This is a genomic window from Streptomyces sp. NPDC050448 (assembly GCF_040655295.1).
Lineage (GTDB): Bacteria > Actinomycetota > Actinomycetes > Streptomycetales > Streptomycetaceae > Streptomyces.
The window spans coordinates 159,280-183,483 of record NZ_JBFAJR010000014.1; the positions used below are offsets into that span (position 1 = coordinate 159,280).

19 protein-coding genes and 3 pseudogenes are annotated in these 24,204 nt (G+C 74.1%); 11 read left to right on the plus strand and 11 right to left on the minus strand.

Annotated elements, in window-relative coordinates; all coding sequences use genetic code 11:
- Positions 1-3: 3 nt before the first annotated feature.
- Positions 4-2,070 (minus strand): SpoIIE family protein phosphatase, encoded by a 2,067-nt coding sequence (locus AB0I68_RS19140; RefSeq protein WP_363178494.1) that lies wholly within the window; start codon positions 2,068-2,070, stop codon positions 4-6.
- Between the two features lie 555 nt (positions 2,071-2,625).
- Positions 2,626-3,648 (minus strand): annotated as a pseudogene (locus AB0I68_RS19145) (DUF6777 domain-containing protein); the annotation flags it as partial.
- Between the two features lie 196 nt (positions 3,649-3,844).
- Between AB0I68_RS19145 and AB0I68_RS19150 the strand changes: the two are divergent.
- On the plus strand, positions 3,845-5,152 hold the full coding sequence (locus AB0I68_RS19150; protein ID WP_363178495.1) for a streptophobe family protein: 1,308 nt from the start codon (positions 3,845-3,847) through the stop codon (positions 5,150-5,152).
- Positions 5,149-5,418, plus strand: coding sequence for a hypothetical protein (locus AB0I68_RS19155; RefSeq protein WP_363178496.1), 270 nt, complete (start codon positions 5,149-5,151; stop codon positions 5,416-5,418). The genes AB0I68_RS19150 and AB0I68_RS19155 overlap by 4 nt, the downstream gene beginning before the upstream one ends.
- A 174-nt stretch (positions 5,419-5,592) precedes the next feature.
- On the opposite strand, the gene AB0I68_RS19160 is transcribed toward AB0I68_RS19155, so the two are convergent.
- The 3 genes from AB0I68_RS19160 to AB0I68_RS19170 form a co-directional block, all read right to left on the minus strand.
- Positions 5,593-6,267, minus strand: coding sequence for a hypothetical protein (locus AB0I68_RS19160; protein WP_363178497.1), 675 nt, complete (start codon positions 6,265-6,267; stop codon positions 5,593-5,595).
- 6 nt (positions 6,268-6,273) lie between these two features.
- Positions 6,274-8,634, minus strand: coding sequence for an FHA domain-containing protein (locus AB0I68_RS19165; RefSeq protein ID WP_363178498.1), 2,361 nt, complete (start codon positions 8,632-8,634; stop codon positions 6,274-6,276).
- 118 nt (positions 8,635-8,752) lie between these two features.
- Positions 8,753-8,902, minus strand: coding sequence for a hypothetical protein (locus AB0I68_RS19170; RefSeq protein WP_363178500.1), 150 nt, complete (start codon positions 8,900-8,902; stop codon positions 8,753-8,755).
- A 3-nt stretch (positions 8,903-8,905) separates the two neighbouring features.
- Between AB0I68_RS19170 and AB0I68_RS19175 the strand changes: the two genes are divergently transcribed.
- From AB0I68_RS19175 to AB0I68_RS19200, 6 genes are all read left to right on the plus strand, one after another.
- Positions 8,906-9,850, plus strand: coding sequence for a cation diffusion facilitator family transporter (locus AB0I68_RS19175; protein WP_363178501.1), 945 nt, complete (start codon positions 8,906-8,908; stop codon positions 9,848-9,850).
- Positions 9,851-9,928: 78 nt separating this feature from the next.
- Complete coding sequence (locus AB0I68_RS19180) at positions 9,929-10,417, plus strand: NUDIX domain-containing protein (RefSeq protein WP_363178502.1); 489 nt, start codon at positions 9,929-9,931, stop codon at positions 10,415-10,417.
- A gap of 48 nt (positions 10,418-10,465) precedes the next feature.
- Entirely contained in the window at positions 10,466-11,722 is a 1,257-nt protein-coding gene (locus tag AB0I68_RS19185; protein ID WP_363178503.1) for a Tm-1-like ATP-binding domain-containing protein, read from the plus strand.
- Between the two features lie 120 nt (positions 11,723-11,842).
- Positions 11,843-13,429: a serine/threonine-protein kinase gene (locus AB0I68_RS19190; protein WP_363178504.1), complete on the plus strand. Its 1,587-nt coding sequence runs from the start codon at positions 11,843-11,845 to the stop codon at positions 13,427-13,429.
- Positions 13,426-14,004, plus strand: coding sequence for a hypothetical protein (locus tag AB0I68_RS19195; RefSeq protein WP_363178505.1), 579 nt, complete (start codon positions 13,426-13,428; stop codon positions 14,002-14,004). Before AB0I68_RS19190 ends, AB0I68_RS19195 begins: the two co-directional genes overlap by 4 nt.
- A 565-nt stretch (positions 14,005-14,569) precedes the next feature.
- Entirely contained in the window at positions 14,570-16,069 is a 1,500-nt protein-coding gene (locus tag AB0I68_RS19200; protein ID WP_363178506.1) for a hypothetical protein, read from the plus strand.
- A gap of 49 nt (positions 16,070-16,118) precedes the next feature.
- Here the strand turns inward: AB0I68_RS19200 and AB0I68_RS19205 are convergent, their stop codons facing one another.
- Positions 16,119-16,943 carry an alpha/beta hydrolase gene (locus AB0I68_RS19205; RefSeq protein ID WP_363178507.1) on the minus strand — a complete coding sequence of 275 codons (825 nt, stop codon included), beginning with the start codon at positions 16,941-16,943 and terminating at the stop codon, positions 16,119-16,121.
- A gap of 142 nt (positions 16,944-17,085) precedes the next feature.
- On the opposite strand from AB0I68_RS19205, the gene AB0I68_RS19210 reads away from it, so the two are divergent.
- A complete protein-coding gene (locus AB0I68_RS19210; protein WP_363178508.1) occupies positions 17,086-17,862 on the plus strand; it encodes a trypsin-like serine protease in 777 nt (258 codons plus the stop codon).
- A 139-nt stretch (positions 17,863-18,001) separates the two neighbouring features.
- On the opposite strand, the pseudogene AB0I68_RS19215 reads toward AB0I68_RS19210, so the two are convergent.
- From AB0I68_RS19215 to AB0I68_RS19225, 3 genes and pseudogenes are all read right to left on the minus strand, one after another.
- Positions 18,002-18,460 (minus strand): annotated as a pseudogene (locus AB0I68_RS19215) (NUDIX domain-containing protein); the annotation flags it as partial.
- Between the two features lie 34 nt (positions 18,461-18,494).
- Positions 18,495-20,096 (minus strand): apolipoprotein N-acyltransferase, encoded by a 1,602-nt coding sequence (gene lnt / locus AB0I68_RS19220; protein WP_363178509.1) that lies wholly within the window; start codon positions 20,094-20,096, stop codon positions 18,495-18,497.
- 44 nt (positions 20,097-20,140) lie between these two features.
- Complete coding sequence (locus AB0I68_RS19225; RefSeq protein ID WP_363178510.1) at positions 20,141-20,656, minus strand: hypothetical protein; 516 nt, start codon at positions 20,654-20,656, stop codon at positions 20,141-20,143.
- A 124-nt stretch (positions 20,657-20,780) separates the two neighbouring features.
- On the opposite strand from AB0I68_RS19225, the gene AB0I68_RS19230 reads away from it, so the two are divergent.
- Together AB0I68_RS19230 and AB0I68_RS19235 are read left to right on the plus strand one after the other, a co-directional pair.
- A complete protein-coding gene (locus tag AB0I68_RS19230; protein ID WP_363178511.1) occupies positions 20,781-21,257 on the plus strand; it encodes a VOC family protein in 477 nt (158 codons plus the stop codon).
- Positions 21,258-21,624: 367 nt separating this feature from the next.
- Entirely contained in the window at positions 21,625-22,542 is a 918-nt protein-coding gene (locus AB0I68_RS19235; protein WP_363178522.1) for an ADP-ribosylglycohydrolase family protein, read from the plus strand.
- On the opposite strand, the pseudogene AB0I68_RS19240 reads toward AB0I68_RS19235, so the two are convergent.
- A pseudogene (locus AB0I68_RS19240) lies at positions 22,518-22,908 on the minus strand (cytidine deaminase). The gene AB0I68_RS19235 and the pseudogene AB0I68_RS19240 overlap by 25 nt on opposite strands.
- Positions 22,905-23,705 (minus strand): aspartate/glutamate racemase family protein, encoded by an 801-nt coding sequence (locus tag AB0I68_RS19245; protein ID WP_363178512.1) that lies wholly within the window; start codon positions 23,703-23,705, stop codon positions 22,905-22,907. Before AB0I68_RS19245 ends, AB0I68_RS19240 begins: the two are co-directional and overlap by 4 nt.
- Positions 23,706-24,204: the final 499 nt, after the last annotated feature.

The window sequence follows — 24,204 nt, forward strand, 5'->3', positions numbered from 1 at the left end:
GTCTCAGGGCGCCGCATGCCCCGGGACGACGAACTCGCACCACACGCACTTCCCGCTGCCCCGGGGCTCCACGCCCCATTCCTCCGCCAGCCGGTCCACCAGCAGCAGGCCGCGCCCGGACACCGCCCAGTCGCCCGCCTCGCGCCGGTGCGGCAGGGCGCTGCTGGAGTCCTCGACCTCGACCCGGATCCGGCTCTCCGCGGTCAGCCGCACGTTGACCCGGCCGCCGCCGTCGGTGTGCACGAGGGCGTTGGTCATCAGCTCGTCCGCCGCCAGTTCGATCTCGTCGGCCCGCTCCCTGGCGCCCCACGCGGCCACCGCCGCCCGGATCAGGTGCCGGGCCGTCGCCGGGCCCTCGGGGTCGCCCGGGGTGAGCCGCAGGCGCAGCGGGCCGCCGCCGCGCGGGGAGGGGGTGCCGCGGCGGCGCAGCAGGAGCAGGGCCATGTCGTCCCCGGCGCCCGCGTCGCCGACCAGGTTGCACAGGACGTCGGCGAGCTCCTCGACGTCGACCGGCCCCGTGTGGACCGCTTCCATGAGCTCCCGCATGCCTGCCTCGGGGGCGCGGTCCGGCCGTTCGAGCAGGCCGTCCGTGCACAGCACCAGGGTGTCGCCGGGGTGCAGTTCGAAGCTGGTGACGGGGTAGCCGGAGCCCGTTCCCGACTTCTCGCGCGGCGGCAGCCCGAGCGGGAGTCCGCCGGCCACCTGGACCCGGTGGCAGGTGCCGTCGCCGCGCCGCACCACGGGGTCGAGGTGGCCGGCACGGACCATCTGGAGCATGCCGGTGTTCAGGTCCACCTCGGCGTAGGTACAGGTGGCGAAACGTTCCGTCTCGAGTTCCCGCAGGAAGGTCGACGCCCGGGCCATGGCCGTGCCGGGCGGGTGTCCCTCGGCGATGTAGGCCCGCAGGACGATCCTCAGCTGGCCCATGACGGCCGCCGCGTCCGTGTCGTGCCCTTCCACATCGCCGATCATCACCCCGACGCGGCCGTCGCCGAGCGGGATCACGTCGTACCAGTCACCGCCGATGTCCCGCCCCATCCGGGCCGCCCGGTACCGTACGGCGATCCGCGCGCCCGGCACCTCCGGGATCCGGCGCGGCAGCATCGCCCGCTGCAGGCCCTCCGCGAGGTCGTGCTCCTGCTCGAAGAGGATGGCGCGCTGGAGGCTCTGCGCGATGCCACTGCCGAGCGCGACGAGCAGGTTCCGCTCCTCGGCGGTGAAGTCTCCGTCCCGCTGGTACAGCAGCCCGAGGGCGCCGATGGCCCGGCCCTGGGCGATCAGCGGCAGGTAGACGCCGCTGCGCACGGACAGCGGCTCGATGTACGGCCAGAGGATCGGGTAGCACTGCTGGAACTCCTCGCGCGAGGCGATGAAGACCGGCTGCAAGTTCCGTACGGCCTCGCTCATCGGGAACTGCGCGTCGATGCGGGTGTACTCGATCTCCGGGACGTACGAGCCGAGCTGCCCCTCCGCGACGAGGTGGATCCGGCCGCCGTCGACGATCCCGAGCATCACGCTGACCGCGCCGAGGTGGCCGAGGGCCTCGGGGTCCTTGAGGACGTCGGTCACGTCGTTGACGGTGCGGGCGTGGGCCAGGATCGCGCTGGTCCGCTCGACGACACCGGTCATCCGGCGCCGCCCCTCCGCCTGCTCCCCGCCGGCGCCGGGTTCGCCGGGATCTTGGGCGGCGTCGCGCAGGATCCCGATGATCCGGTACGGGCGGCCGTTGGCATCGCGCAGGATGTGGCCCTGGATGTGGGTCCAGGCCGGGGTGCCGTCCCGCCGGCGGGTCCGGACGTACGCCCCGTAATGGCTCCGGCCGTCCTTGAGCGCCTGCGCGACCCGGGCGTCGAGCCGGACCTCCTCGCCGGGCGACACCCGCGCCCGCAGCCCCTCGGGGGTGCCGCTGAACTCCTCGGGGCGCAGCTCGAGGACCTCGAGGGCGGTGGGATCCAAATGCATCTGCCCACTGTCGAGGTCCCAGTCGAAGGTGCCCATACGGTTGAGCGCGAGGCTCATGTCCGGCTGCGCAGGCCAGTCGACCTCGGGGCTCGCTCCCCTTTCGGCCATGCAGCCAGGGTCTCACCCTTCACGGACGTATGCCCGCTCGTGTCAGGTCCCGGCATCGCCGGGGACGTCGGCCCGCTCGGCGGCAGGCGGCTGTTCCGGGGTACCGGCCCGGGGCGCCGCGGTCGGCTCAGATCCGGGCTCCGTCGACTGCACCCTCGTCTCCGGCGCCGCCGAGGACGGCGGCGCCGGAGGCGGTGGTTCCGACAAGCTCGGCGGGGGCGGCGTCGCGGAGGGCGAGGAGGCGGTCACCGGCGCCTTCGAGGGCGCGGACGCGGTTTCCGAGGCGGACGGCGTGCCGGGCGCGGACGGTGTCCTGGGCTGGGACACGGACGGTTTCGCGGACTGCTTGGACGGTTTCGCGGGCTCGGGCTTGGACGGTTTCGCGGGCTCGGGCTCGGACGGTGTCGCGGACTCGGGCTCGGACGGTTTCGCGGGCTCGGGCTTGACCGGTATGCCGGGCTTGGACGGTATCCCGGACGGGGTCTCGGCCGGGGACTTGGAGGGGGTCCCGGAAGGGCGCCGGGACGGTAGCCCGCCCGGGCGCGTGGGCTTCACCGGCGGTCCCGACGGGGGCGGCGAGGTGGTCGTGACCGGCGGAGTCGGATGCGTCGGCGTGACCGGCGGCTTCGGGATCACCGGCGGCGGCACGCGCTTGTCGTGCTTGGCCCGGTGGTCGCCGCGGTCGCGCTCGAACCAGTGCTGTTCGTGGCGGTCGTAGATGACGAACTTGTGGACGACGGTCGTCGACGGGGCGATGACGACCACGTCCTTGGGCTGGTACGAGTTCCACGGCTGCCCGGACCGCTTCGGTTCGGCCTTCAGCGCGACCGGAAACCCCAGGGGGTTGCCGCACGCGCACCGCACCCGCGGCACCCCGCGGGCGTCGACCAGCACCGCCGTCCCGGCCTGGAGCACCGCCTGGTAGCTGGTGGCCTTGCCGTCGCGGTAGCCGTGGTTGGTGACCCGGGTGTCCATGCCCAACTGCACCGGGGTGAGCGAGCGCAGGTAGCCGGGTACGGCCGCCGGCTGGATGCCGAGCGCCGAGGCGAAGGCGCTGTTCTTGGCGGGCTCGGCGGACAGCACCCGGATCTGCTTCTCGACGTCGCAGCTCGCCACGGCCTTCGTACCGCCGTACAGGCCCGGCGACGCGCCGCTGACACTGCGCGTGACGATGGTGCCGGTGGTGGGCACCGCGCTCTGCGGCGAAGGCGGCGTGGCGGTCTGCGGCGGAGGAGTGGCCCCCTTCGCCGCGGTGGACTCCGTGAACGGGTCCGGGCCGGACACGGCGGCGGGCTGCAGGAACACCTCGCCCCCGGCGGAAGGGGTGCCGCCCGGCCTGGTCAGCACCACGGCGAGGGCCACGGCGGCGGCCACCGCGACGAGCGCGGTGGCCAACCGGGGCGCGGACCGCCACCAGGGTCCGCCGGCCGGTGGCCCCGGTGACGTGCCGCCGGGGCCACCGCCGCCCGGAGGTGTGCCACCGGGCGGAGCGGGCGGCGGGGGTGGCGGCGGGCCCTGCTGCCCGCCCGAGAGGGGCCCTGAAGGAGGACCCGCGGGACGCTCTGCGGGCGGCTGCATGGACTGTGTCGGCTGCTGTGGCTCCCGGCCGGAGGGTTGCGTACTCACGTGCCCTTCTTCCCGGGCGGAGGAGCTCCGGCCCCCTGCGGACGCTCCGGTTCGGACCCGGAGACATCGGGATTTGTTGCACTCTTGCGGACCATTGTGTGCGCCTCTCGGGTGGTGGCCGCAAGCCGAGCGTGTTTACGGTTGCAGCGTGAGCAGTCCGTCATCCGTGAGCAGTCCGTCATCGCCGAATTCGGCACCCGGGGGCTCCGCAAGGGCTTGGCGGGACGCCCTCGTCGCCGTCGTGGCGGGCTTCGCGGCGATGGCCGCCGTCGCCGCGGCGGGCCTGGCCTTCGCGGGGGCGACCGGTCTGCCCGGCGGCGCGTTCCCCCGGGTGGTCGCGGCGGTCGTCGTGCTGGCGGCCGGCGGATCGGTCGAGGTGACCGGCGTGGCCGGCTTCCTGGCCGACGCCCACGCGAGCCTGTCCGTACTCCCGCTCTCGGTGAGCCTCGCCGGGGCCCTCACGGCCGGCTCGCTCTTCCTGCGCCCGCTGCACAACCGGGCGGTGGCCCGGCCGGGCGAACTCATGGCCCGTGTCGTCCCGTTGGTCCTGCTGTGGCTGCTCGCCCTCAGCGGCGTCGCGCTCCTCGCCCGCCAGACCTTCGGCGTCACCACCGGCGACTCCCTGGTCGCAGACCTCGGCGAACTCCTCGACTCCTCCCCGAAGGTCGGCTTCAGGGCCGCCCTGCCCTCGACCCTCGTCTTCGGACTGCTGTGGATCCTGGGCCTGGTGCTGGTCGCCCTGCTGATCTCGCGCCGGGCGCCGCTCCCGGTCCGGCTGGTCCGCTTCCACACGGCGGTGCGGCCCGCCGCCTTCGCCACCGTGGCGTTGCTCCTCGCGTACGTCGTGCTCGGCCTCGGAGTCGGCCTGGTGGTGGCCGCCACGCGCGGCCATGCGGACCGGACCTTCGCCGTGATCCTGCTCGGCCTGCCGAACCTCGTCTGGTTCGCGCTCACCCTGGGCCTCGGCGGAGCCTGGGACGGCAGGGCCGCTGGGCCGTTCGGGCTGCCGATGCCGCAATTGCTGGACGAGGTGCTGCGCGGGCCCCACCTGACCCGGGTCGACGTGGCCTCGCTCGCACAACGGGACCCCCGGGCCTGGTGGCTGGTGGCCGTGGCCGCCGTGCTGCTGCTCGGCGCGGGCTTCCTGGCGGCCGTACGCTCCCCGGCGCACGTCCGGGCCTGGCAGCACGCGCTCCACCTGAGCGTGGCTCTCGCCCTCGCCACCCTGACGGTGTGCCTGCTGGTCTCCCTCCAGGCCCGGTTCGGCCTGTCCCTGCTGGGCATCGGCGACGTGGGCTGGCTCGACGCGACGGTGGTGCTGCGCCCGGTGCTGTGGCGCAACGTGGGGCTCGCCCTGGTCTGGGGCGCGCTCGCGGGCTTCCTCGGGGCCCTGCTGGCCCGTCCGGTCCACCGCCGCGGTCTCGTCGAGAAGCCGCCTGAGATCATCGACGGGTGATCTCACCCCTGCCCGCCGGCTGGAGCATCGACCGGATCCGCGCACTGTCCGGCGACGCCACCGCCGCTGTTGTTCCCCCGGATCGCCGCGTGCTGCTCGAGGACACAGCGCTCGAACCCGAGCTCATCCTCTCGTTCCACGGCCTGTGCCTGGTGCGGGCCCGCGACGACGAGGACTGGTACATGGGCGAGCTCGCCCCCGACGGCACGCTGACCTGCTGGTCCTCGTACGGCCCGGACCTCGCCACGGCCATCCGCGGCCTGTAGGACTCGGCTGCGGCCGGTCCGGGCGGGTGGTGGCCGCGGGGCCCGCTTCCGCTCCGGCCCGGCGCAGCGCCCCGGCGAGCTCCGGGCAGCTGCTCCACCGGTCCTGCGGCGATGCGGCCGGCGCCTTTCACCGGCACCTCGTCGACTGCTGCCGGCGGATCGGGCACCGTGGGGTCACCCGTTCTCCGGCGGCGTCACGACCTGCGTCGGTTCGCGCCCGGGTTCCCGGCCGCGTTCCCGCCCAGGCTCACGCCCGCGCTCCCGCCCGGCCGCCGTGGCCGTGTCCGCCCGCGCGGCGGCTCCCGCCCTGCGTTCCTCCGCGGCCGGCGGCTCCGGCTCGGCCGGCTCCCCCGGTCCCGTGCCGACCGCGTACGTCGCGAGGCGGGTCCCGTCGCCGTACATCCAGCGCCCGGTGGCCTCTTCGTACAGCCAGGCGGACTCCCCGTCGACCACGATCCCGACCCGGAGCCCCCGGGTCGCCTCCCGGAAGGCCTCGGCGTTCGCGCGCCCGGAAGCCAGTTCCTCGGCGGCCTTCCGGTAGCGCTGCAGGGCCTCGGCGGCCTGTGCGAGCAGCGGCAGCGGGTCCTCCTCCGTTCGCGTGAGCGGGCGCCCGCCGGTCGGCGGCGGCTCGGGCACGGCGACCAGGAGCCGTCCGTCCACCCAGGCGGACCACCCGTTGGCGCACAGGATCTCCCCCCACTCCCCGCGCCGGGACAGCAGTTGCACGGGCAGGAAGGGGTCCAGGGGCACGGTGGGCCGGGAGACGTCGGGCTCCTCCCAGGCGGGCAGCCCCTCCCGGGGGACCACGTGCGTGGGCTGGAAGTCGCCGGGCCCGGTCAGGTTGGCCATCGACGCCTACTTTCGCATGATCGCGGGCTCGTGGCGACGCAGCAGCCGCAGGACCAGCACCCCGAACAGGACGGACAGTCCCACGAGCATCCCGACATCGAGCAGCCACACCCCGGCGCTGTGCGCGAAGAGCGGGTCGGCGGTGAGCTTCCCGGGCACGATCGCGCCGAGGCCGATGGTGCCGGCCATGGCGCCGAGCGCCCACCGGGACGGCACCAGCCAGGCCAGCTGCTCGATCACCGGCACGCCGCTCAGCTGCAACAGGGCTCCGCAGAAGACCACCTGGACGATGGCGAGGAGGACCAGCAGCGGCATGGTGACCTCCTCCTTCTTGACCAGGGCGGAGACCAGCAGGCCGAGCATCATCGCGGTGAAGGACAGCAGGGCGACGGCGAGGGTGATTTCGACGAGGGGCGGCAGGAAGACCCCTTTGCCGCCGGGGGCGTTGGTCTTCACTCCGTACAGGCCGACGAGCGTCATCACGACGGCCTGGGCCACGGTGATGGCGCCGAGCACCACCACCTTGGACATCAGGTACGCGGATCTGGACAGGCCGACGGCCCGTTCGCGCTGGTAGATGACACGCTCCTTGACCAGTTCCCGTACGCCGTTGGCCGCGCCGGTCAGCACGCCGCCGACGCACAGGATGAGCAGGGCGTTGATCGCCGTCTCCCGCGTGAGGGTGCTGCCGGCCAGGGCCCGGGTCATGGCGCCCATGACGAACGGCAGCGCGATCATGATGACGAGGAAGGTGCGGTCGGCGCTGAGCGCGGCGGCGTAGCGGCGGATCAGTGTGGACAGCTGGGAGCCCCAGCTCTGGGCCTTGGGCGGCGGAGCGGCGAAGTCTGCCTCCCCGGTCCGGTCCCCGTCCCGCCGGGGCTGCCGCGCGGCGTTCTGTACGTACGTGCGGTGTTGCGGGGAACTGCGGTACTCCCCCGCCCAGTCCCGGCCCTGCTGGTTCTCGAAGGCTTCGAAGGCCTCGGGCCACTGGGCGAACCCGAAGAAGCCGAGGGTGTCGTCCGGCGGCCCGAACCAGGCGATGCGCCCGCCGGGGGCGAGGACCAGCAGCCGGTCGCAGACGTCGAGGCTGAGCACGCTGTGGGTGACGACGATGACGGTGCGGCCGTCGTCGGCGAGGCCGCGCAGCATGTGCATCACGGAGCGGTCCATGCCCGGGTCGAGGCCGGAGGTGGGCTCGTCCAGGAAGAGCAGGGAGGGCTTGGTCAGCAGTTCCAGGGCGACGGATACGCGTTTGCGCTGGCCGCCGGAGAGGCTGTGGATGGGCTGGTCGGCGCGCTGCTCGAGGCCGAGTTCGCCGATCACCTCGTCGACCCGGGCCTGGCGTTCGGCCGGGGCGGTGTCCTGCGGGAAGCGCAGTTCTGCGGCGTAGGTGAGGGCGCGGCGGACGGTGAGCTGCGCGTGCAGGATGTCGTCCTGGGGGACGAGGCCGATGCGGCTGCGCAGTTCGGCGTAGTCGTGGTACAGGTCGCGTCCGTCGTACAGGACGGTGCCGTGGTCGGCGGGGCGCAGGCCGGTGAGGGCGCCGAGGAGGGTGGACTTGCCGGCTCCGCTGGGGCCGACGACGGCGAGCAGGCATTTGGCGCCGACGGGGAAGGAGACGTGGTCGAGGAGGGTCTTGCGGCCATGGTCGACGGAGACGGCGAGGTCCTGGACGTCGAGGGAGACCTCGCCGGTGTCGAGGTACTCCTGGAGCTGGTCGCCGACGAGGCAGAGGGCGGTGTGGCCGATGCCGACGATGTCGCCCTCGGTGACGCGGGCGCGTTCGATGCGGGCGCCGTTGAGGAAGGTGCCGTTGTGGCTGCCGAGGTCGGTGATCTCGTACGTGCCGTCAGCGAGTGCGTGCAGTTCGGCGTGCTGGCGGGAGACGACGAGGTCGTCGATGACGAGGTCGTTCTCGGGGGCGCGGCCGATGCGCACGGCGGTCCGGGTGGGCAGCGGGCGCACGGTGGTGGGGCGGCGGAAGGTACCGGTCAGGGACGGGGTGGACACCGAGGACGGCCGGGAGCCGGCGGCCCCGCCTCTCGGGACCGGGCCGACGAACCGGGCGCGCGGGCCGTCGAAGGCGCTGCCGAAGCGGAGTTCGCTGCCGACGCCGACGCTCCACTCGTGGACGCGGTGGCCGTCGGCCCAGGTGCCGTTGGTGCTGTTCTCGTCCTCCACGGTCCAGTGGTCGCCTTCGGGGCGCAGGATCGCGTGGTGCCAGGAGACGCGGGCGTCCGCGAGGCAGATCTCGCAATGGGGGTCGCGGCCGACGTGGTACGTCCGGCCCGGGCTCATCGCGGTGGAGCCCGTGTCGGTTTCGAGGACGAGCTCGGGCGCGGTCGGCACACCGGGGCGCTGGACCATGAGCAGATTTTCCCACGATCCGACCGGCCCGGCATGACCGCAGGTCAGCGGCCTCTTATGGGTAATGACAACGGTCCCCGTTGCCGCCTTTGCCCATTGCGTCACGGTGCGCTTCACTTCACGCGTCGGAACCGAACACACGGGGGACGCCATGAGTGGGCACGACCACGCGCACGACGACCACGGCCACGCCGCCGGCCACGACCACGGCGGACACGACCACGGCGATCACAGCCATGGCCCCGGCGGCCACGCCGGCCACGGTCACGGCGTGTCCGCGGATGCCGACCGGCGCTGGCTGGCCATCGCACTCGGCCTGATCGGCGCGTTCATGGCGGTCGAGGTGGTCATCGGCATCGTGGCCCAGTCCCTGGCCCTGATCTCCGACGCCGCCCACATGCTCACCGACGCCGTCTCGATCGTCCTCGCGCTGATCGCGATGCGGCTCGCGGCCCGCCCGGCGCGCGGCGGATTCACGTACGGCCTCAAGCGTGCGGAGATACTCTCCGCCCAGGCCAACGGGCTCACCCTGCTCATGCTCGCGGTCTGGCTGGCGTACGAGGCGGTCCGGCGGCTGATCGACCCGCCGCAGGTGGCGGGCGGGCTGGTCCTCGTGACGGCGCTCGCGGGCATCGTCGTGAACGTGGCCGCCGCGTGGTGCATCTCCAGGGCGAACCGCTCCTCGCTCGCCGTCGAGGGCGCCTACCAGCACATCCTGAACGACCTGTTCGCCTTCATCGGCACCGCCGTCGCCGGTCTGATCGTGCTCACGACGGGATTCGTCCAGGCCGACGCGATCGCCACTCTCGTGGTCGTGGTGCTGATGGTCAAGGCGGGCTACGGACTGGTCCGTGAGTCCGGCCGGATCTTCCTGGAGGCCGCCCCGGCGCACATGGACCCGGACGCGGTGGGCGACCGGCTCGTCGGGCACCCGCCCGTCACCGAGGTGCACGACCTGCACATCTGGACGATCACCTCCGGGCAGGCGGCGCTGTCGGCGCACGTGCTCGTCGAACCGGCCGGCGACTGCCACGCCGTACGCCGCGACCTGGAGCGGCTGCTGGACAAGGAGTACGGGATCACGCACACCACCCTCCAGGTGGACCACGCGCAGGAGGCCCTGCTCACCGTCGGCCGCCCGGGCGAGGACCCGGCCGACCCGCACTGCGCGGACGCGCACGGCCCGGTGCACCGGCAGGGCCCGCACGACCACTGACGGCCGACCGGCGGTCGCCGGTCGCCGCCGGACCCGCTGACCCACTGACCCGCCCGCCCGCGGGGCATACATGCACGCATGACCCAGAAGCGCAGCGCCGGACTGCTCCTGTTCCGCACGGCCGCCGAGCCCACCACCTCGGCGCACGACGCCGTCGAGGTACTGCTCGGCCATATGGGCGGCCCCTTCTGGGAGCACAAGGACGACGGGGCCTGGGCCATCCCGAAGGGCGAGTACGAACCGGACGAGACCCCGATCGACGCGGCCCGCCGGGAGTTCACCGAGGAGATCGGCCTGCCGCCGCCGGAGGGCCCGTACCTCCCGCTGGGCGAGCTGCGGATCCCGGGCGGCAAGCTGGTGACGATCTGGGCCGTACGGGCGGACCTCGATCCGGCGCTGATGGTGCCCGGGACCTTCACGATGGAATGGCCCCCGCACTCGGGCCGGACGCAGGAGTTCCCCGAACTGGACCAGGTGGCCTGGTTCTCTCCCCCCGCGGCCGAAACCAAGCTGATTCCCTCTCAAATCCCCTTCCTGAAGAGGCTGTTGGGACTCCTGGAGGGTTGACCTGACCTTGACTTGCCAACAAACCCCGCCTCCGTGGACATTGCACATATGACGAACGTCGTGCTGGTGGGAACCCTGGACACCAAGGGTGTCGAGTACGGCTGGCTGCGCGAGGGGCTGCTGCGCACCGGCGTCGAAGTGATCATGGTCGACACAGGAATCATGGGTGACCCCCGGGTGCCCGCGGACATACCGCGCGAAGCGGTGGCCCGGGCAGCGGGAACGGAACTGTCGGAACTACGCACGGCTGACGACCGGGGTGCGGCCGTGGCCACGATGGCCAGAGGCGCCGAGGCGACGCTGCTGCGCCTGCACGCCGAGGGCCGGCTGCACGCGGTGCTCGCCATAGGCGGCAGCGTCGGCACCTCCATCGCCACCCGGGCGATGCGCGCGCTGCCGCTGGGCGTGCCGAAGCTGATGGTCTCGTCCATGGCGTCCGGGGACGTGGCTCCGTACGTCGGATCCTCGGACATCGCGATGATGTACAGCGTGGTGGACATCGCGGGGATCAACAGCATCTCCGCGCCGGTCATGGCGAACGCGGTCGAAGCGGCCGCAGGGATGGCCAAGGCCTTCGAACGGGCCTCGATGGAGCTGCACCGCCCGGCCCGGCTCGGCGCCGGCTCCCGCCCGTTGATCGCGGCGAGCATGGCGGGCGTCACCACCGCCGGCGTGGACGCCGCCCGCGAACGGCTGACCGAACTCGGCTACGAGGTCCTCGTCTTCCACGTCAGCGGCACCGGCGGCCGCACCCTGGAGACCCTGGCCGGCCAGGGCATCTTCGCGGGCGTGCTCGACCTGACGCTCAGCGAGCTCGCGGACGACCTGTGCGGCGGCATCCTCACCGCCGGCCCCGACCGGCTCAGCGCGGCCGGGCGGGCCGGGATTCCGCAGGTGGTGAGCCTGGGAGCGCTGGACATGGTGAAGTTCGGCCCGCTGGAGACCCTGCCCGAACGGGCCCGCTACCGGCGGGTCCACGTCCACAACCCGTCCATCACGGTGATCCGTACGACCCCCGCCGAGTGCACGGAGCTCGGCCGCCGGATCGCCGCCAAACTCCGCGCGGCGACCGGCCCCACGGCCGTCTGCATCCCGCTCCGCGGCCTGTCCACGCTCGGTGCACCGGGCGGCACCTACCACGATCCCGGCGCGGACCGGGCCCTGTTCTCGGCGCTGCGCGAGGGGCTGCGGGGCAGTTCCGCGCGGCTCTACGACTACGACACCCACATCAACGACCCGGGCTTCGGGAGGGCGACGGCCGACCGGCTGCACGCCATGATCGGCGCGGCTCGGGCCGCGGCGTGAGCATCGTGTGAGACGCCCCGCAGGGTTGGGAACCAGCCGTGGCGGAAACCGTGTCCCTCGGTGTGGCCGCTCGGAACGACCGGGCCTGGGTCTCGGTGACGCCGCCGACGGGGGCAGACGATGAAGAACGTGTGGACGGTGCCCGGCTATGCACACGTCCGGGAGCTCGGCTCGGGCGGCAGCGGCCGCGTGGTCCTCGCCGTGCACGAGGCAACGGGCACGCCGGTCGCGGTGAAGTACCTCAGCGACCGGCTGCGCGAGGACCCGGCGTTCGTCGGGGAGTTCCGGGCCGAGGCCCGGCTGCTCGGCGGACTGGACACGCCGTACGTGGTGCGGCTGTACGAGTACGTGGAGGGGCCCGGCGGCGCCGCCATCGTCATGGAACTGGTCGACGGGATCTCCCTGCGCGTCCTGCTGAAGCAGGCCGGGCAGGCCGATCCCGAGGCCGCGCTGGTGGTGCTGAAGGGCTCGCTGCTGGGCCTGGCCGCGGCGCACCGGGCGGGCGTCGTCCACCGCGACTACAAGCCCGAGAACGTACTGGTCGCCTCCGACGGCTCCTCGAAGCTGGTGGACTTCGGGATCGCGGCGCGCCGCGGTACGACCCCCGGGGTGGCCGGCACACCGGCGTACATGGCCCCCGAGCAGTGGCAGGGCCGGCCTGCCTCGCCCGCGGCCGACGTGTACGCGGCGACGGCGACGTTCTTCGAGTGCCTGACCGGCCGCAAGCCGTTCGCCGGGGAGAACTTCGCGGAGCTCGCCGTCCAGCACATGGAGGCGCCGGTCCCGGAGACCGAGGCCCCCGAGCCGGTGCGCCCGCTGATCCGGCGGGGTCTGGCGAAGGCCCCGGAGCAGCGGCCGGAGAACGCCGAGGCGTTCGTGGCGGAACTGGAGGGCGTGGCGCTCGCCGCGTACGGGCCGGACTGGGAGGAGCGCGGGCAGCGCAAGCTCGCGGCGCTGGCCGCGCTGCTGCCTCTGCTGTTCCCCTCGGCGGGCGCCCCGGCCGCGGGGACCACGGCGGTGGCGACGACCTCGATCGGGAACTCGGCGGGCTGGGCCCCGGGCCGGCGCGGCCTGGTCGCGGCGGGCGCGGCGCTGGTCCTTGGGGTGCTGGCGGCGCTCACCTACAGCGCGTCCGGCGGGGAGCCCGTCGGGGCCTCCGCGCTGAACGCGTTCGCGACGTCGAGCGCGAGCCCCGGCGGTGCGGGCCCGGCGCCGGCCCCGGGCCCGAGTGTGTCCGCCACGCCCTCGCCGTCCCCTTCGCCCTCCCTGTCCCCGTCCCCGTCGCCCACCCCGAGCCCGAGCCACCCGCCGACGGTGACGCCCACGACCACCCCGCCGACGACGAAGCCGCCCACCACCCCGCCGCCCTCGCCGAAGCCCACGGTGGTCGTCGGCGCGGTGTCCGTCACCCTCCGCGAGACGGGTCCCTCGCTCGGCCAGGCGACCGTGACTGTCGAGGCGAAGGGCACCGCGCCGGTCACGGTGGTGCTGGAGTGGTTCAACGGTGACGCGGAGGGGAAGCTGGGCTCGCCGGACGGCTCGCCGGACACCCTCACCTACCAGCCGGGCGCCGCGGCGCCGCTGGTCAAGGCCCACGCCTTCTCCGGCCGGGGCTGCTACTGGGGGGTGCGGGCCACCACCAAGCCCGCCGCCGGCAATGGTTCCCCGACCGACCAGGTCTTCATCAGGCGGTGCACGATCTCATGAGCGACGACGACTACAGCGCCACCGTCCTCGGCAGCCACTGGTTCAGCGGACCGCCGCAGCCGCAGGAGGCCGTGCCCGACCGGATCGAGGGATCGGTCCTGCGGTTCGGGCCCGGGGTGACGGCCGCCATGCCGGCGCCGTTCCCCGTGGTCGCCGAACCGGTGCCGCAGCCCCGGCGCTGGGAATGGCGCCGGTACACCCTGGCCGCTGTCGTCCTGCTCGCGGTGCTCGCGTACCTGGGCTGGCAGCGGTACGGCCCGGCCCTCGAGGTGCGGGACGTGACGGTCGCCGCCGCCGACCCGCAGGGTCCCGGCTGCGACTCCACCGCCGATGTGGTGGCCGTCGTACGGACCAACGGGCGGCCGGGGACCCTCACGTACCGGTGGATCCGCTCCGACGGCACGCAGTCGGAGCAGCTCACCGAGCGGGTGCCGCGCGGAAGGAAGGAGGCCCGGCTGCACCTGCTGTGGACCTTCCAGGGCCGGGGCAGCTACGCGGCCGAGGCGAAGCTCCGGCTGGTCTCGCCCGGGCAGCGCACCGCGGCGACGCGGTTCACGTACCGCTGCGCCCGCTGAGGGACGGCAGGCGACGGGACCACCGGCCCGGTGCGGCGGGAGCCACGGCAGCGTCCGTCCGCCCGAGGCGGCCCGCGCGCTGGCCAGGCCCCGGCCGCGCCAGCCGGCGCCGATCGCGATCCGCATCACCCAGGCCCGCTCGCCGGTGACGCAGGCGAGGGCCGCGCCGATCGGGACGCCCTGGTGGACGGCGACCACGCACGGCTGCCGGTCGGTGAGGGCGCTGATGCACTCGGCGAGCGAGAAGACGGACTCCTGGCCGAGTTCGGCCGTGGTGTCGATCAGATGGACGACAGCGGCGAGATCGCTCGCGCGGTAGTCGTGGATGAGCCAGTTCACCGGGAACCGCCCCTCGTTCCTGCTCCTGCTCCTGCTCCTGCTCCTGCTCCTGCTCCTGCTCCTGCTCCTGCTCCTGCTCCTGCTCCTGCTCCTGCGGCGAGGCTAGGGGCGGCCGGGCCCGGCGATCACGCTCCGCGGTGCACAACAGCCGGTCCGGAAACCGTCCGTGTCGTCCATAGACTGGGCGCTTCCGCCCGAGCCGCGCACCGAGGACCCGATCAGTTTCATGACATCCCACATATCCGCCGGCAGGTCCGCCCGCAGCTGCGACGACGGCTCCGACGGCAGACCCGCCGCCCGACGGCGGATTCTCGTGTGGCTGGTTCCGGTCGTGTGGACGCTGGGACTCGGGCTGTGGGGGCTCTCCCGGCAGGACAGCGTGTGGCGGGACGAGGCGGCGACCTGGCAGGTGGCCGGGCGGTCGGCGGGCGAGATCCGGGACATGCTCGGCAACGTCGACGCCGTGCACGGCCTGTACTACCTGCTGATGCACGGGCTCTTCGAGCTGTTCGGGGCGAGTACGACCACCCTGCGGCTGCCGTCGGTGCTGGCGGTGGCGGCCGCCGCGGCGTGCGTGGCCCTCGTCGGGCGGCGGCTGGCCGGCTTCTGGGCGGGGCTGGGTGGCGGGCTGGCGCTGGGACTGCTGCCGGCCGTGCAGTTCTACCTCCAGGAGGGCCGCCCGTACGCGCTGGTCGCGGCCGGCGCCGGGCTGTCGACCCTGCTGCTGGTGTCGCTGCTGTCGGCACCGCCCGGGCGGCGGGCCTGGCCGCGGTGGGCGGCGTACGCCGTCGCGGTGCTGGTGTGCGCGCTGCTGAACTGGCTGTCGCTGCTGATCCTGCCCGCCCACGCGGCGACACTGTGGTGGGTGCGGGCCGGGCGCGGTGTGTGGCTGCGCTGGGCGGCGTACGGGGCGTGCGCCGTCGCGGGGGCGCTGCCGCTGGTCCTGTTCAGCCGGAGCCAGTCCGACCAGGTGTCCTGGATACCGCCGCTGACCTGGCACATGATGATCGGCCCGGCGATCCTGCTGGCCGTCGGCGGCGGCTGCGCCCTGCTGGACCGGCCGCGCGTCGGCCGGCTGTCGGCGGCTGCGGTCGGGCTGCCGCTGCTGGCGGTGCCGCAGCTGGCCCTGATCGGGATCTCCCTGGTCCAGCCGCTGTTCCTGGACCGGTACGTGCTGTTCTCCATGCTGGGTCTGGCCCTGCTGATCGGTGCCGCGCTGGGCGCTGCCGTACGGGCCGCCCGGCCCCGGTCCCCGAGGGCGGCGGCCCTGCTCGTACCGGGCGTGGTCGGGATCGCGGTGCTGGCGATGCTGCCGCTGGAGCTGGACAAGCGGGCTCCGGCCAGCCGGGTCGACGACGTGCTGGCGGTGGCCGGCGAGGTGGCCCGGCTGGGGCGGCCCGGTGACGCGGTGCTGTTCGTGCCGGCCGCCCGGCGGGACACGGCGCTGGTCTCCCCGGGCGCCTTCGCGGGGCTGGCGGACATCGCCCTGGAGCGGAGCCCGGTGGCCTCGGCCACCCTCAAGGGCGAGGAGGCGGACCCGGCGCGGATCCGGGCGGCGCTGCTCGGGCAGCGGCGGGTGCTGCTGGTGACGGACGCGGCAAAGGTGGCGAAGCCGTCGGGCGCCGCCAGGGACGCGGCGAAGGCTGCGGTGCTGAAGGAGCACTTCACGGTGGTGGAGGACCGCCAGGTCCGGGGCCGCCGGGTGACGGTGTACGAGCGCCGGTGACGGTGTACGAGCGCAGCCGGCGCTGTACGAGCGCCCCGGCGCCGGCCGGTCAGGCGGCGTGCGGGTGCGCCGCCGCGCTGTGGGACCCCAGCCACGAGAGCGAGGCCCGGGCCAGGTCCGGCCAGCCGTGGTCGACGGTCAGGGAGTGGCCGCGGTCCTCGAAGCACTGGTACTCGGTGGTCGCGTGGGAATGGCGGTACTGCTTGTACGTCGAGCGGGTCAGCAGGTCCGGGACGGTGTGGTCGAGCCTGCCGGACAGCAGGAGCAGCGGACCGCGGGTCTCGTTCTCCGTGTCGACCTTGGTCGGGGAGTGCGGGGTGAAATTGCCGAGGGCCAGCTGGAACAGCGGGCGGGCGGAGCTCGGGATGGTCCACTCCTCGAAGAGCTCCTCGGCCTCCTCCTCGGAGACTGCGTTGGCGAAGCCGTAGCGGAACTGCTCGCGGTTCAGCGAGACGGACCGCCGGGTGTTGCCGGGGTCGCGCAGGACGGCGAACGTCGACTTGGCCTGGGCCGGGGCGATGGCCTTGACGCCCTTGATCTGCCCGGGGCAGATGGCCACGGCGGCCTCGGCGAGGCCCTGGCCGAGCAGGTGCTGCGCGATGAACCCGCCCACCGAGTGCCCCACGAGGACGGGCCGGACCGGCAGGTCGCGGATCACCTTCGCGTGTGCTTCGGAGATCTCGACGAGCCCGACCCCCGCCTGGTCGTCGGGCCGGCGGCGGGCCTCGGCGACGGTGCCCGGGACCCCGGGCCACTCCGGCACGACGGGCTCGTACCCGGCGTCGCTGAAGGTATCGGCCCAGCCCTCCCAGCTCGTGGAATGCAGCCAGAGGCCGTGGATGAACACCACGGGCGTGCGGCGCTGTGCGGTCATGGCAGGACACCTCCTGGACCCCCCTTGGCGCCTCTGCCAGTCTCGCCCGAGTGCCGCGCCCTCGCCTGCGGAGCCCGGATTCACAGCTCATTCATATGGAATACCAGGCTCCGGGCATAGCTTCTGCGGGGAGGCTCAGTGCATGATCCAGCGCATGCTTCCCCGACCGGCCCACCGCGCCCGCACCCGGCAGGCGTCCCGGATCCTGCTGGCGCTGGCCGCGATGGCCGCCCTGCTGAGCGTGGACCTGCCCGACGCGGCGGCCGTGCCGCCGCTCGGGGTCACCGCGGAGGCCGGGTCCGACCCGGCGGCGAAGCGGGTGGGCACCCTCTTCGCGGGCGGGCTCGACGGCGGGCACTTCTGCACCGCCGCGGTGGTGCGCAGTGCCGACCGCGATGTGATCGCCACCGCCGCGCACTGCCTGGACAACCCGGACACGACGGTGTTCGCGCCGGGCTACCGGGACGGCAAGGCCCCGTACGGGATGTGGAAGCTGACCGGCGTGTACGTCGCGCCGGGCTGGACGGACGGGCGGGACCCGGACCAGGACGTCGCCTTCGCCACGGTCGCCCCGGCGGACGGCGGCACCCGGCGCATCGAGGACGCGGTGGGCGCCTTCCAGGTGGTCACCGAGCAGCCGGACGACGTGACGGTGACGATCCTCGGCTACCCCAGCACCGACGAGACCCCGCTGCGCTGCGCCAACACCACGAGCCTGTTCAGCGAGACCCAGCGCCGGATCGACTGCCCCGATCTCAGCGGCGGCACGAGCGGCAGCCCGTGGCTGGCGGACGGCGCCCTGGCCGGTGTCCTGGGCGGCTACGAGGGCGGCGGCACGGTCCCGGAGGTCTCGTACAGCGCGGTGATGGGCGACCAGGCCCTCGAGCTCTACCGCGAGGCAGCCGTCTCCGCGGGCTGACCCCCGCGCCCGGCCGTCAGCCGTGCCCGAGGCTGTGCACGGCGTCGGTGTGGAAACGGGTCCGTACCGGTACGGCGGGCAGGGCGCCGAGGTCATCCTCGGACACGGCGTCGTCCCCCGCGGATCCCGCCGGGGCCGCGAACCAGGTCGGCTCGTTGCGCTGGGCGCGGCGGATGCGGTCCACCGCGAAGTGTTCCAGCGGGGGCAGGGCGTCCGGCTCGAACCAGGCCACCTCCAGCGACTCGCTGTCGTTGGCCCGGGCCTCCCCGCCGGTCGCCCGGCAGCGGAAGGTGATGTCCTGGAACTGGCAGACGTCGCCGTTCGGGTAGGTGATCGGCGCGAGCATCTGGACCAGCACCACCCGCTCCGGGACGCAGTGCACGGCCGTCTCCTCGTACACCTCGCGCACCGCCGTCTCCGCGGGCTGCTCCCCCGGCTCCGCTATCCCGCCGACCACGGACCACCGGCCGGTGTCGGAGCGCCGGCCGAGCAGCACCCGCCCCCGGTCGTCGAAGACGATGGCGGTGACCCCGGGCAGCAGGAGCAGCTGGTTCCCGGCGGAGGCGCGGATCGTGCGGATGAACTCAGGTGTGGTCATCCCCCGACCCTACGGCCGCGCGCGGGGATCCGCGTCAGGCCGCCCGGCGGGCCCGGATCCGGCGGACGAGAGTCCAGCCGAGGCCGCCCGCGGCGAGCAGGAGCAGCGCGTACTCGGGCAGCGGTCCGAAGCGGGTGGCCGGGGTCTGTGTGGAGCGCAGCGGGATCTCGGCGACCAGCGCGTCCGCGGTGAACATCTCGGTCCGCCGGACGATCTCCCCGTCGGGGCGGATCACTGCGCTGACACCGCTGGTGACGGGGACGAGCACGGTCCGGCTGTGCTCGACCGCGCGGACCCGGTCCATCGCGAGCTGCTGGTAGGTCATCTGCGACCTGCCGAAGGTGGCGTTGTTGCTCGGCACGGCGATCACCTGCGCACCGTCCTGGACCGTGGAGCGCACGGCGTCGTCGAAGGCGGCCTCGAAGCAGGTGACCATGCCGACCCCGCTGCCCCCCATGTCGAAGACGCCCGGGTCCTTGCCGGGGCCGAAGTCGCGGCGCACCCGGTCCACGTCCGAGCTGAAGAGCCGGACGACGGAGCGCATCGGGATGCGCTCGCCGAAGGGCTGGATCTTGCGCTTGTCGTAGGTGTCGGTGGGGCCCTTGACAGGGTCCCAGAGGATCATCGTGTTGCGCAGCGGGCCGGTCTCCGGGGCCAGTACGGAGCCGATCGCGACCGGCACGCCGATGGCCTTGACCGCATTGTCGATGACGCCGTACGCATCGGGCTGCGTGTACGGGTCGATGTCGGAGGAGTTCTCCGGCCAGACCACGAAGTCGGGCTTCGGGACCCGGCCGGCCTTGACGTCCGCGGCGAGCTGCAGCGTCCGGTTGGCGTGGTTGTCGAGGACCTGTCGGCGCTGGGCGTTGAAGTCGAACCCGGCGCGCGGGACGTTGCCCTGGACGACGGCGGCCACGGCGGTGCCGTCCTCGGGAGCGTCGGACACCAGCGGGCGGGCGGCGAGGGCCGCGCCGATCGGGGCGGCGACGGTGAGGGCCGCGAGGGCCGCGGTGGCCCGGCGGGGGTGGGCCAGGGCGAGGCGCACGGCCTCGTACAGCCCGAATCCGCAGAGCGCGACGGCGAAGGACAGCAGCGGGGTGCCGCCGAGGGCGGCGAGCGGCAGGAGGAACCCGTCCGCCTGGCCGAAGGCGAGCTTGCCCCAGGGGAAGCCGCCGAAGGGGGCTCGGGCACGCAGTGCCTCGCCCGCGATCCAGACGGCCGCGCCCCACAGGGGCCAGACGGGGAGCCTGCTGACGAGGGCGATCCCGAGGCAGGTGAGGCCGATCAGGAGGGCTTCGAGGGTGACGAGGGCGATCCACGGGACCGGGCCGACGCCCTCGCTGGTCCAGACGAGCAGCGGCAGCAGGAAGCCGAGGCCGTGCAGGAAGCCGAGGCCGAAGCCGGCGCGGGCGCGGCGGCCGTGGAGGCAGCCGCCGAGCACGGCGAGGGCGAACGGGGCCAGCCACCACAGCGGGCGGGGCGGGAAGCTCAGGTAGAGCAGCACGCCGGAGCCGGTGGCGAGGACGGCGCGCGCCGCCCAGGAGGCCGCCCACCCCTTCCAGCGGGATGCGGCGGCTTCGGTTCCGGCTTCCGCTTCGGCGGTGCGGCCCGGGTCTCGGGTGATGCTGCTGCTCATTTGGCGGAGTGTACGTCCCCACCCGTCGGGGGCGGGAAAACGGCTCAGCGGGCGAGGGTGCGCAGATGGGCGCGGATGACCCGGACCGCGTTCTCGGCGTCGTCGACGGTGACCGTGAACCGCTTGCCGTCACCGAGCTGCAGCTCCATCCCCTCGCCGCGGCGGACGATGACCGCGGTGCCCTTGTGGGGGCGCCAGCGGTAGCCCCAGCCGCCCCACTGCTGGGGGGTGATCCGGGGGAGGAACTCCGCGGAGGTCACCTCCGCGAGCCGGATCTTCCGGCGCGGCAGTCCGATGTGGCCGCAGCGGACCTCCACGACCTCGGCGTCGACGGTGACGGCGACGTACACGAAGGCGAGCGTGCCGTAGAGGATCAGCAGCCCGACGGCGAGGCAGCCGATCACGGACATGAGCAGCGGCGCGATGCCGGCGGTCCAGGACGAGTCGACGGCGAGCTCGATTCCGAGTGCCAGACAGGCTGCACCGGCCGCGGCGAGCAGCCATTGCGCGCGGTTGGAGGCCCGGCCCGTCCACAGCGGACCTGCGGGGTGAACCGTCATGTGTAGCAGCGTACTCACGTTCCGCATGTGCGCCACTGCCTCCCGCCCGCACGGCCGCGGGCGCGTCGGAGCGCGCCCGACCGGCCTTGACCTCAAGCGAACTCGAGGTCCTACGGTCGCCCGCATGACCACTCACGAGGCAGAACAGCATGCGGTGCAGACCGTTCCGGAGCGCTACCGCACGGCGGTGGTGGCGCACATCATGGTGGCCGACGCGCCCGCCGCACTCTCCTTCTACCGGCGGGCCTTCGGCGCCGTCGAGGACTTCAGGCTCGACCACCCGGAGGGCGGGGTGATGCACGCCGAGATACGGATCGGCGGGGCCGTGCTGATGCTCGGGGACACCTCCGAGGGCCCCTTCACCGCCCCGCCGGAGCTGGGCGGCACCTCGGTCGCGCTGCACGTGTTCGTACCGGACGTGGACGCGCTCGTTCGGACGGCGGTGGCCGAGGGCGCGGAGCTGCTCCAGCCGCCGGCCGACCAGTTCCACGGCGACCGGACCGCGATCCTCCGGGACCCGTTCGGGCATCTGTGGGTGTTCCTGACCCACCTGGAGGACGTGTCCGGGGAGGAGCTCGAGCGATGGATGGCGAGCGCGTAGATCCCGCGCGCCCCGACCGCTTCGCCCGTTCCGGGCGCTTCAGCCTGACAGGAAGCCGACGAGCGCGTCGCGCAGGGCGGGGCGTCGGGCCGTCATGAAGCGAACGCGGCACGCAGCTGTTCGGCGGCCGCTTCGGCAGTTGACCCGATCGGCGCGGCGGACTTCGCGGCGCACGCGCACCTGCTGCGCGCGGCCGGGCTGACGGCCGGCCCCGACCGGGCCCGCACCCTCACCCTCGCGCTGCACGGCGCGATCCCGTATGGGGTGGCCGGGGTGCGGACACCCTCGCCGCCGGCCCGGACGACCTGGAAGACTTGCGCGGTGTACTGGCCTGCGTATGCCCCGAACCGCCCGAGGAGGAACCGTGATCACTCGACTCGACCGCGCCGTGGGCGCCGTTCTGGGCTCGGCCGTCGGTGACGCGCTCGGCGCGCCCTACGAGTTCGGGCCCGCCGGGGAGTTGACCGCGCGCGGCAAGGAGATGCGCGGGGGCGGCGGCTGGGATCCGGGCGAGGCGACCGACGACACGCAGATGGCGGTCCTGGTCGGCGAGTCCCTGCTGGAGCACGGCGGTCTCGAACTCCCCGACATCTTCGGGCGGTTCCAGCGCTGGGCGGCCGGCGCACCCAAGGACATCGGGCTCCAGACGGAGGACGTGCTGACCAACGGCGAGGCCTGGGACCTGGCCGCCGCCCTGCACTTCCAGATCAACGCGCGGGCGGCGGGCAACGGTTCCCTGATGCGGGCCTCCACCTCGGCGGTGTACTTCGCCGCCGCGGGGCGCGAGGCGACGATGGACGCCGCCCGGCGGATCGCCGCGTTGACGCACGGCGACCGGGCGGCCTGGGAGGGCACGGCCGTACTGCACGAGCTCGTACGGGTGACTCTCGACGGGGGCGATCCGCTGGCCGCCCTCCCCGAGGCGCTCGGCGCGGTGCACCCGGACCACCGCGAGCGGTACCGGACCGTACTCGGCCCCGACTGGCATCCGGGACTGGCCACCGAGTTCAACGGGGCCGTGTGGCCCTGCCTGGGCTCGGCGGTGTGGGCGCTGCGGACGACCACCGGGTTCGCCGAGGCCGTACGGGCCGCCGTGGACCTGGGCGGGGACACCGACACGGTGGCGGCGGTCACCGGCACCCTGGCCGGGGCCCGCTACGGGCAGGCGGCGATCCCGCGGCAGTGGACCGCTCCGCTGCACGTGCCGCTGCCCGGGTTCGGGGACCGGGTGCTGGACGCGGACGGGCTGCGCACGCTCGCTCAGTCGCTCGCAGAGCGGACGTAGCGCTCGGGGAGAAGATCCGCCACGGGCACGGCCCGCAGGACGCCGCCGGACCGGAGGATCACCCGCAGCCGGGGGTGGAGGTCGAGGAGCACCCGGCGGCAGCGGCCGCACGGCGGGAGCACCCCTCGGTCGCGGTCCCCGACCGCGACGATCGTGTCGAGCTCGCGGATGCCCTGCGCGACGGCCGCGCCGAGGACGACGAGCTCGGCGCAGGGGCCTCCGGTGAAGTGGTACGCGTTCACGCCTTCGACGGTCCGGCCGTCACGGGCGCGGGCCACCGCCGCCACGGGTGTGCTCCTCGCCGCGGCAGCGGTTCCGGGCCAGATCGGTGGCGGCCGCGACGAGGGCGAGGTCCTGCGGGGTCATCGCCCGACGGCCGCGCCCGCTCCCGCGCCGGCGAGCAGCCGCCCTTCGGCGTACCCGAGCGCGGCGGCGGGGAGCGTCCCCTCCTGCCCGCTGAGCAGGACGGTCAGGGTTCCGGTACGGGGCAGGCCCGGCTCGGGGAGGGCGCCGAGGCGGCGCAGCGCCTGTACGGCGACGGGCTCGGCGGAGCCGTGGAAGCGGAGGTCGGCGCCGCCGGTCCGCTCGGCCAGGGCGGCCCGGATGGGCGCGTCGACGAGCTCGTAGTGCGTGCAGCCGAGGACGATGTCGGTGACGTCGGCCGGGGTCAGCGCGGCGGCTGCGGCGACGGCCGCGGCGACGGCGGTGTCGTCCCCCGCCTCGACGGCGTCGGCGAGTCCCGGGCAGGGCACCTCGGTGACACGGGCCCCGGCGGCGAAGTCGCGGATCAGCCCGCGTTGGTAGGGGCTGCCGGTGGTGGCGGGGGTGGCCCAGATGGCCATGCGCCCGCCCGCGGCGGCGGCGGGCTTGATCGCCGGCACGGTCCCGATCACCGGGATCCCGGGCTCGAGCTCGGCCCGGAGGGTCGGCAGGGCATGCACGCTGGCGGTGTTGCAGGCCACGATCAGCGCGTCCGGCCGGTGCCCGGCGGCGGCCCGGGCGACGCCGAGGGCCCGCCCGGTCAGATCAGCGGGGGTACGCGGCCCCCAGGGCATGCCGACGGGGTCTGAGGAGAGGACCAGATCGACGTCGGGCCGCAGCCGCCGCATCGCGGCGGCCGCCGCGAGGAGGCCGATTCCGGAGTCCATGAGGGCGATCTTCACCTGGTCACCTTAATCGACGCACCCCCCGAACGCCCCAAACGCGGGGACCCAGCCACCCAAAGCCGACCGGGCGGGGGGCAGGGGCGGAGCCGCGGGGGCCCGCCGACCGGGGGCGGCTGGCACGGCGGGATCGGCGGGGCGGGGGTCGGGCGGGCGGGGCGGCGGACGAGACGGGGGCGGGGCCGCGGGGCCCGCTGACCGGAGAGGCCCGGCACGGCGGGATCTGAGCGGCTGCGGCCGCACCCGCGGAATCGACGTGCTCGTCGGGGACCAGCGGGAAGGACGCCCCTGGACGCGGGACTGCCTTCCAGCGGGGGCGGGGCAGCCTGTCGAGTCGGCGCCGGAAGAGTCCATCGGGAGTTCGGGTGGCGGGGGCCGTGTACTCGGGGCCGGTGGAGTGTCCGGGGGCGGGCCGGGCAGTCAAGGGTGGAGCGCAGCGACATCGCGAAGCGACGCGACGAAGGAGCGCCCTTGACGGCCCGGACCGACACGGAAGGAC

Bases quoted from the DNA above. Each gene is read 5' to 3' on its own strand.
- AB0I68_RS19140 (WP_363178494.1), bottom strand. From the start codon at position 2,070: ATGGCCGAAAGGGGAGCGAGCCCCGAGGTCGACTGGCCTGCGCAGCCG.
- AB0I68_RS19160 (WP_363178497.1), bottom strand. From the start codon at position 6,267: ATGGCCAACCTGACCGGGCCCGGCGACTTCCAGCCCACGCACGTGGTC.
- AB0I68_RS19165 (WP_363178498.1), bottom strand. From the start codon at position 8,634: ATGGTCCAGCGCCCCGGTGTGCCGACCGCGCCCGAGCTCGTCCTCGAA.
- AB0I68_RS19180 (WP_363178502.1), top strand. From the start codon at position 9,929: ATGACCCAGAAGCGCAGCGCCGGACTGCTCCTGTTCCGCACGGCCGCC.
- AB0I68_RS19185 (WP_363178503.1), top strand. From the start codon at position 10,466: ATGACGAACGTCGTGCTGGTGGGAACCCTGGACACCAAGGGTGTCGAG.
- AB0I68_RS19190 (WP_363178504.1), top strand. From the start codon at position 11,843: ATGAAGAACGTGTGGACGGTGCCCGGCTATGCACACGTCCGGGAGCTC.
- AB0I68_RS19195 (WP_363178505.1), top strand. From the start codon at position 13,426: ATGAGCGACGACGACTACAGCGCCACCGTCCTCGGCAGCCACTGGTTC.
- AB0I68_RS19200 (WP_363178506.1), top strand. From the start codon at position 14,570: ATGACATCCCACATATCCGCCGGCAGGTCCGCCCGCAGCTGCGACGAC.
- AB0I68_RS19205 (WP_363178507.1), bottom strand. From the start codon at position 16,943: ATGACCGCACAGCGCCGCACGCCCGTGGTGTTCATCCACGGCCTCTGG.
- AB0I68_RS19210 (WP_363178508.1), top strand. From the start codon at position 17,086: ATGATCCAGCGCATGCTTCCCCGACCGGCCCACCGCGCCCGCACCCGG.
- lnt (WP_363178509.1), bottom strand. From the start codon at position 20,096: ATGAGCAGCAGCATCACCCGAGACCCGGGCCGCACCGCCGAAGCGGAA.
- AB0I68_RS19225 (WP_363178510.1), bottom strand. From the start codon at position 20,656: ATGACGGTTCACCCCGCAGGTCCGCTGTGGACGGGCCGGGCCTCCAAC.
- AB0I68_RS19230 (WP_363178511.1), top strand. From the start codon at position 20,781: ATGACCACTCACGAGGCAGAACAGCATGCGGTGCAGACCGTTCCGGAG.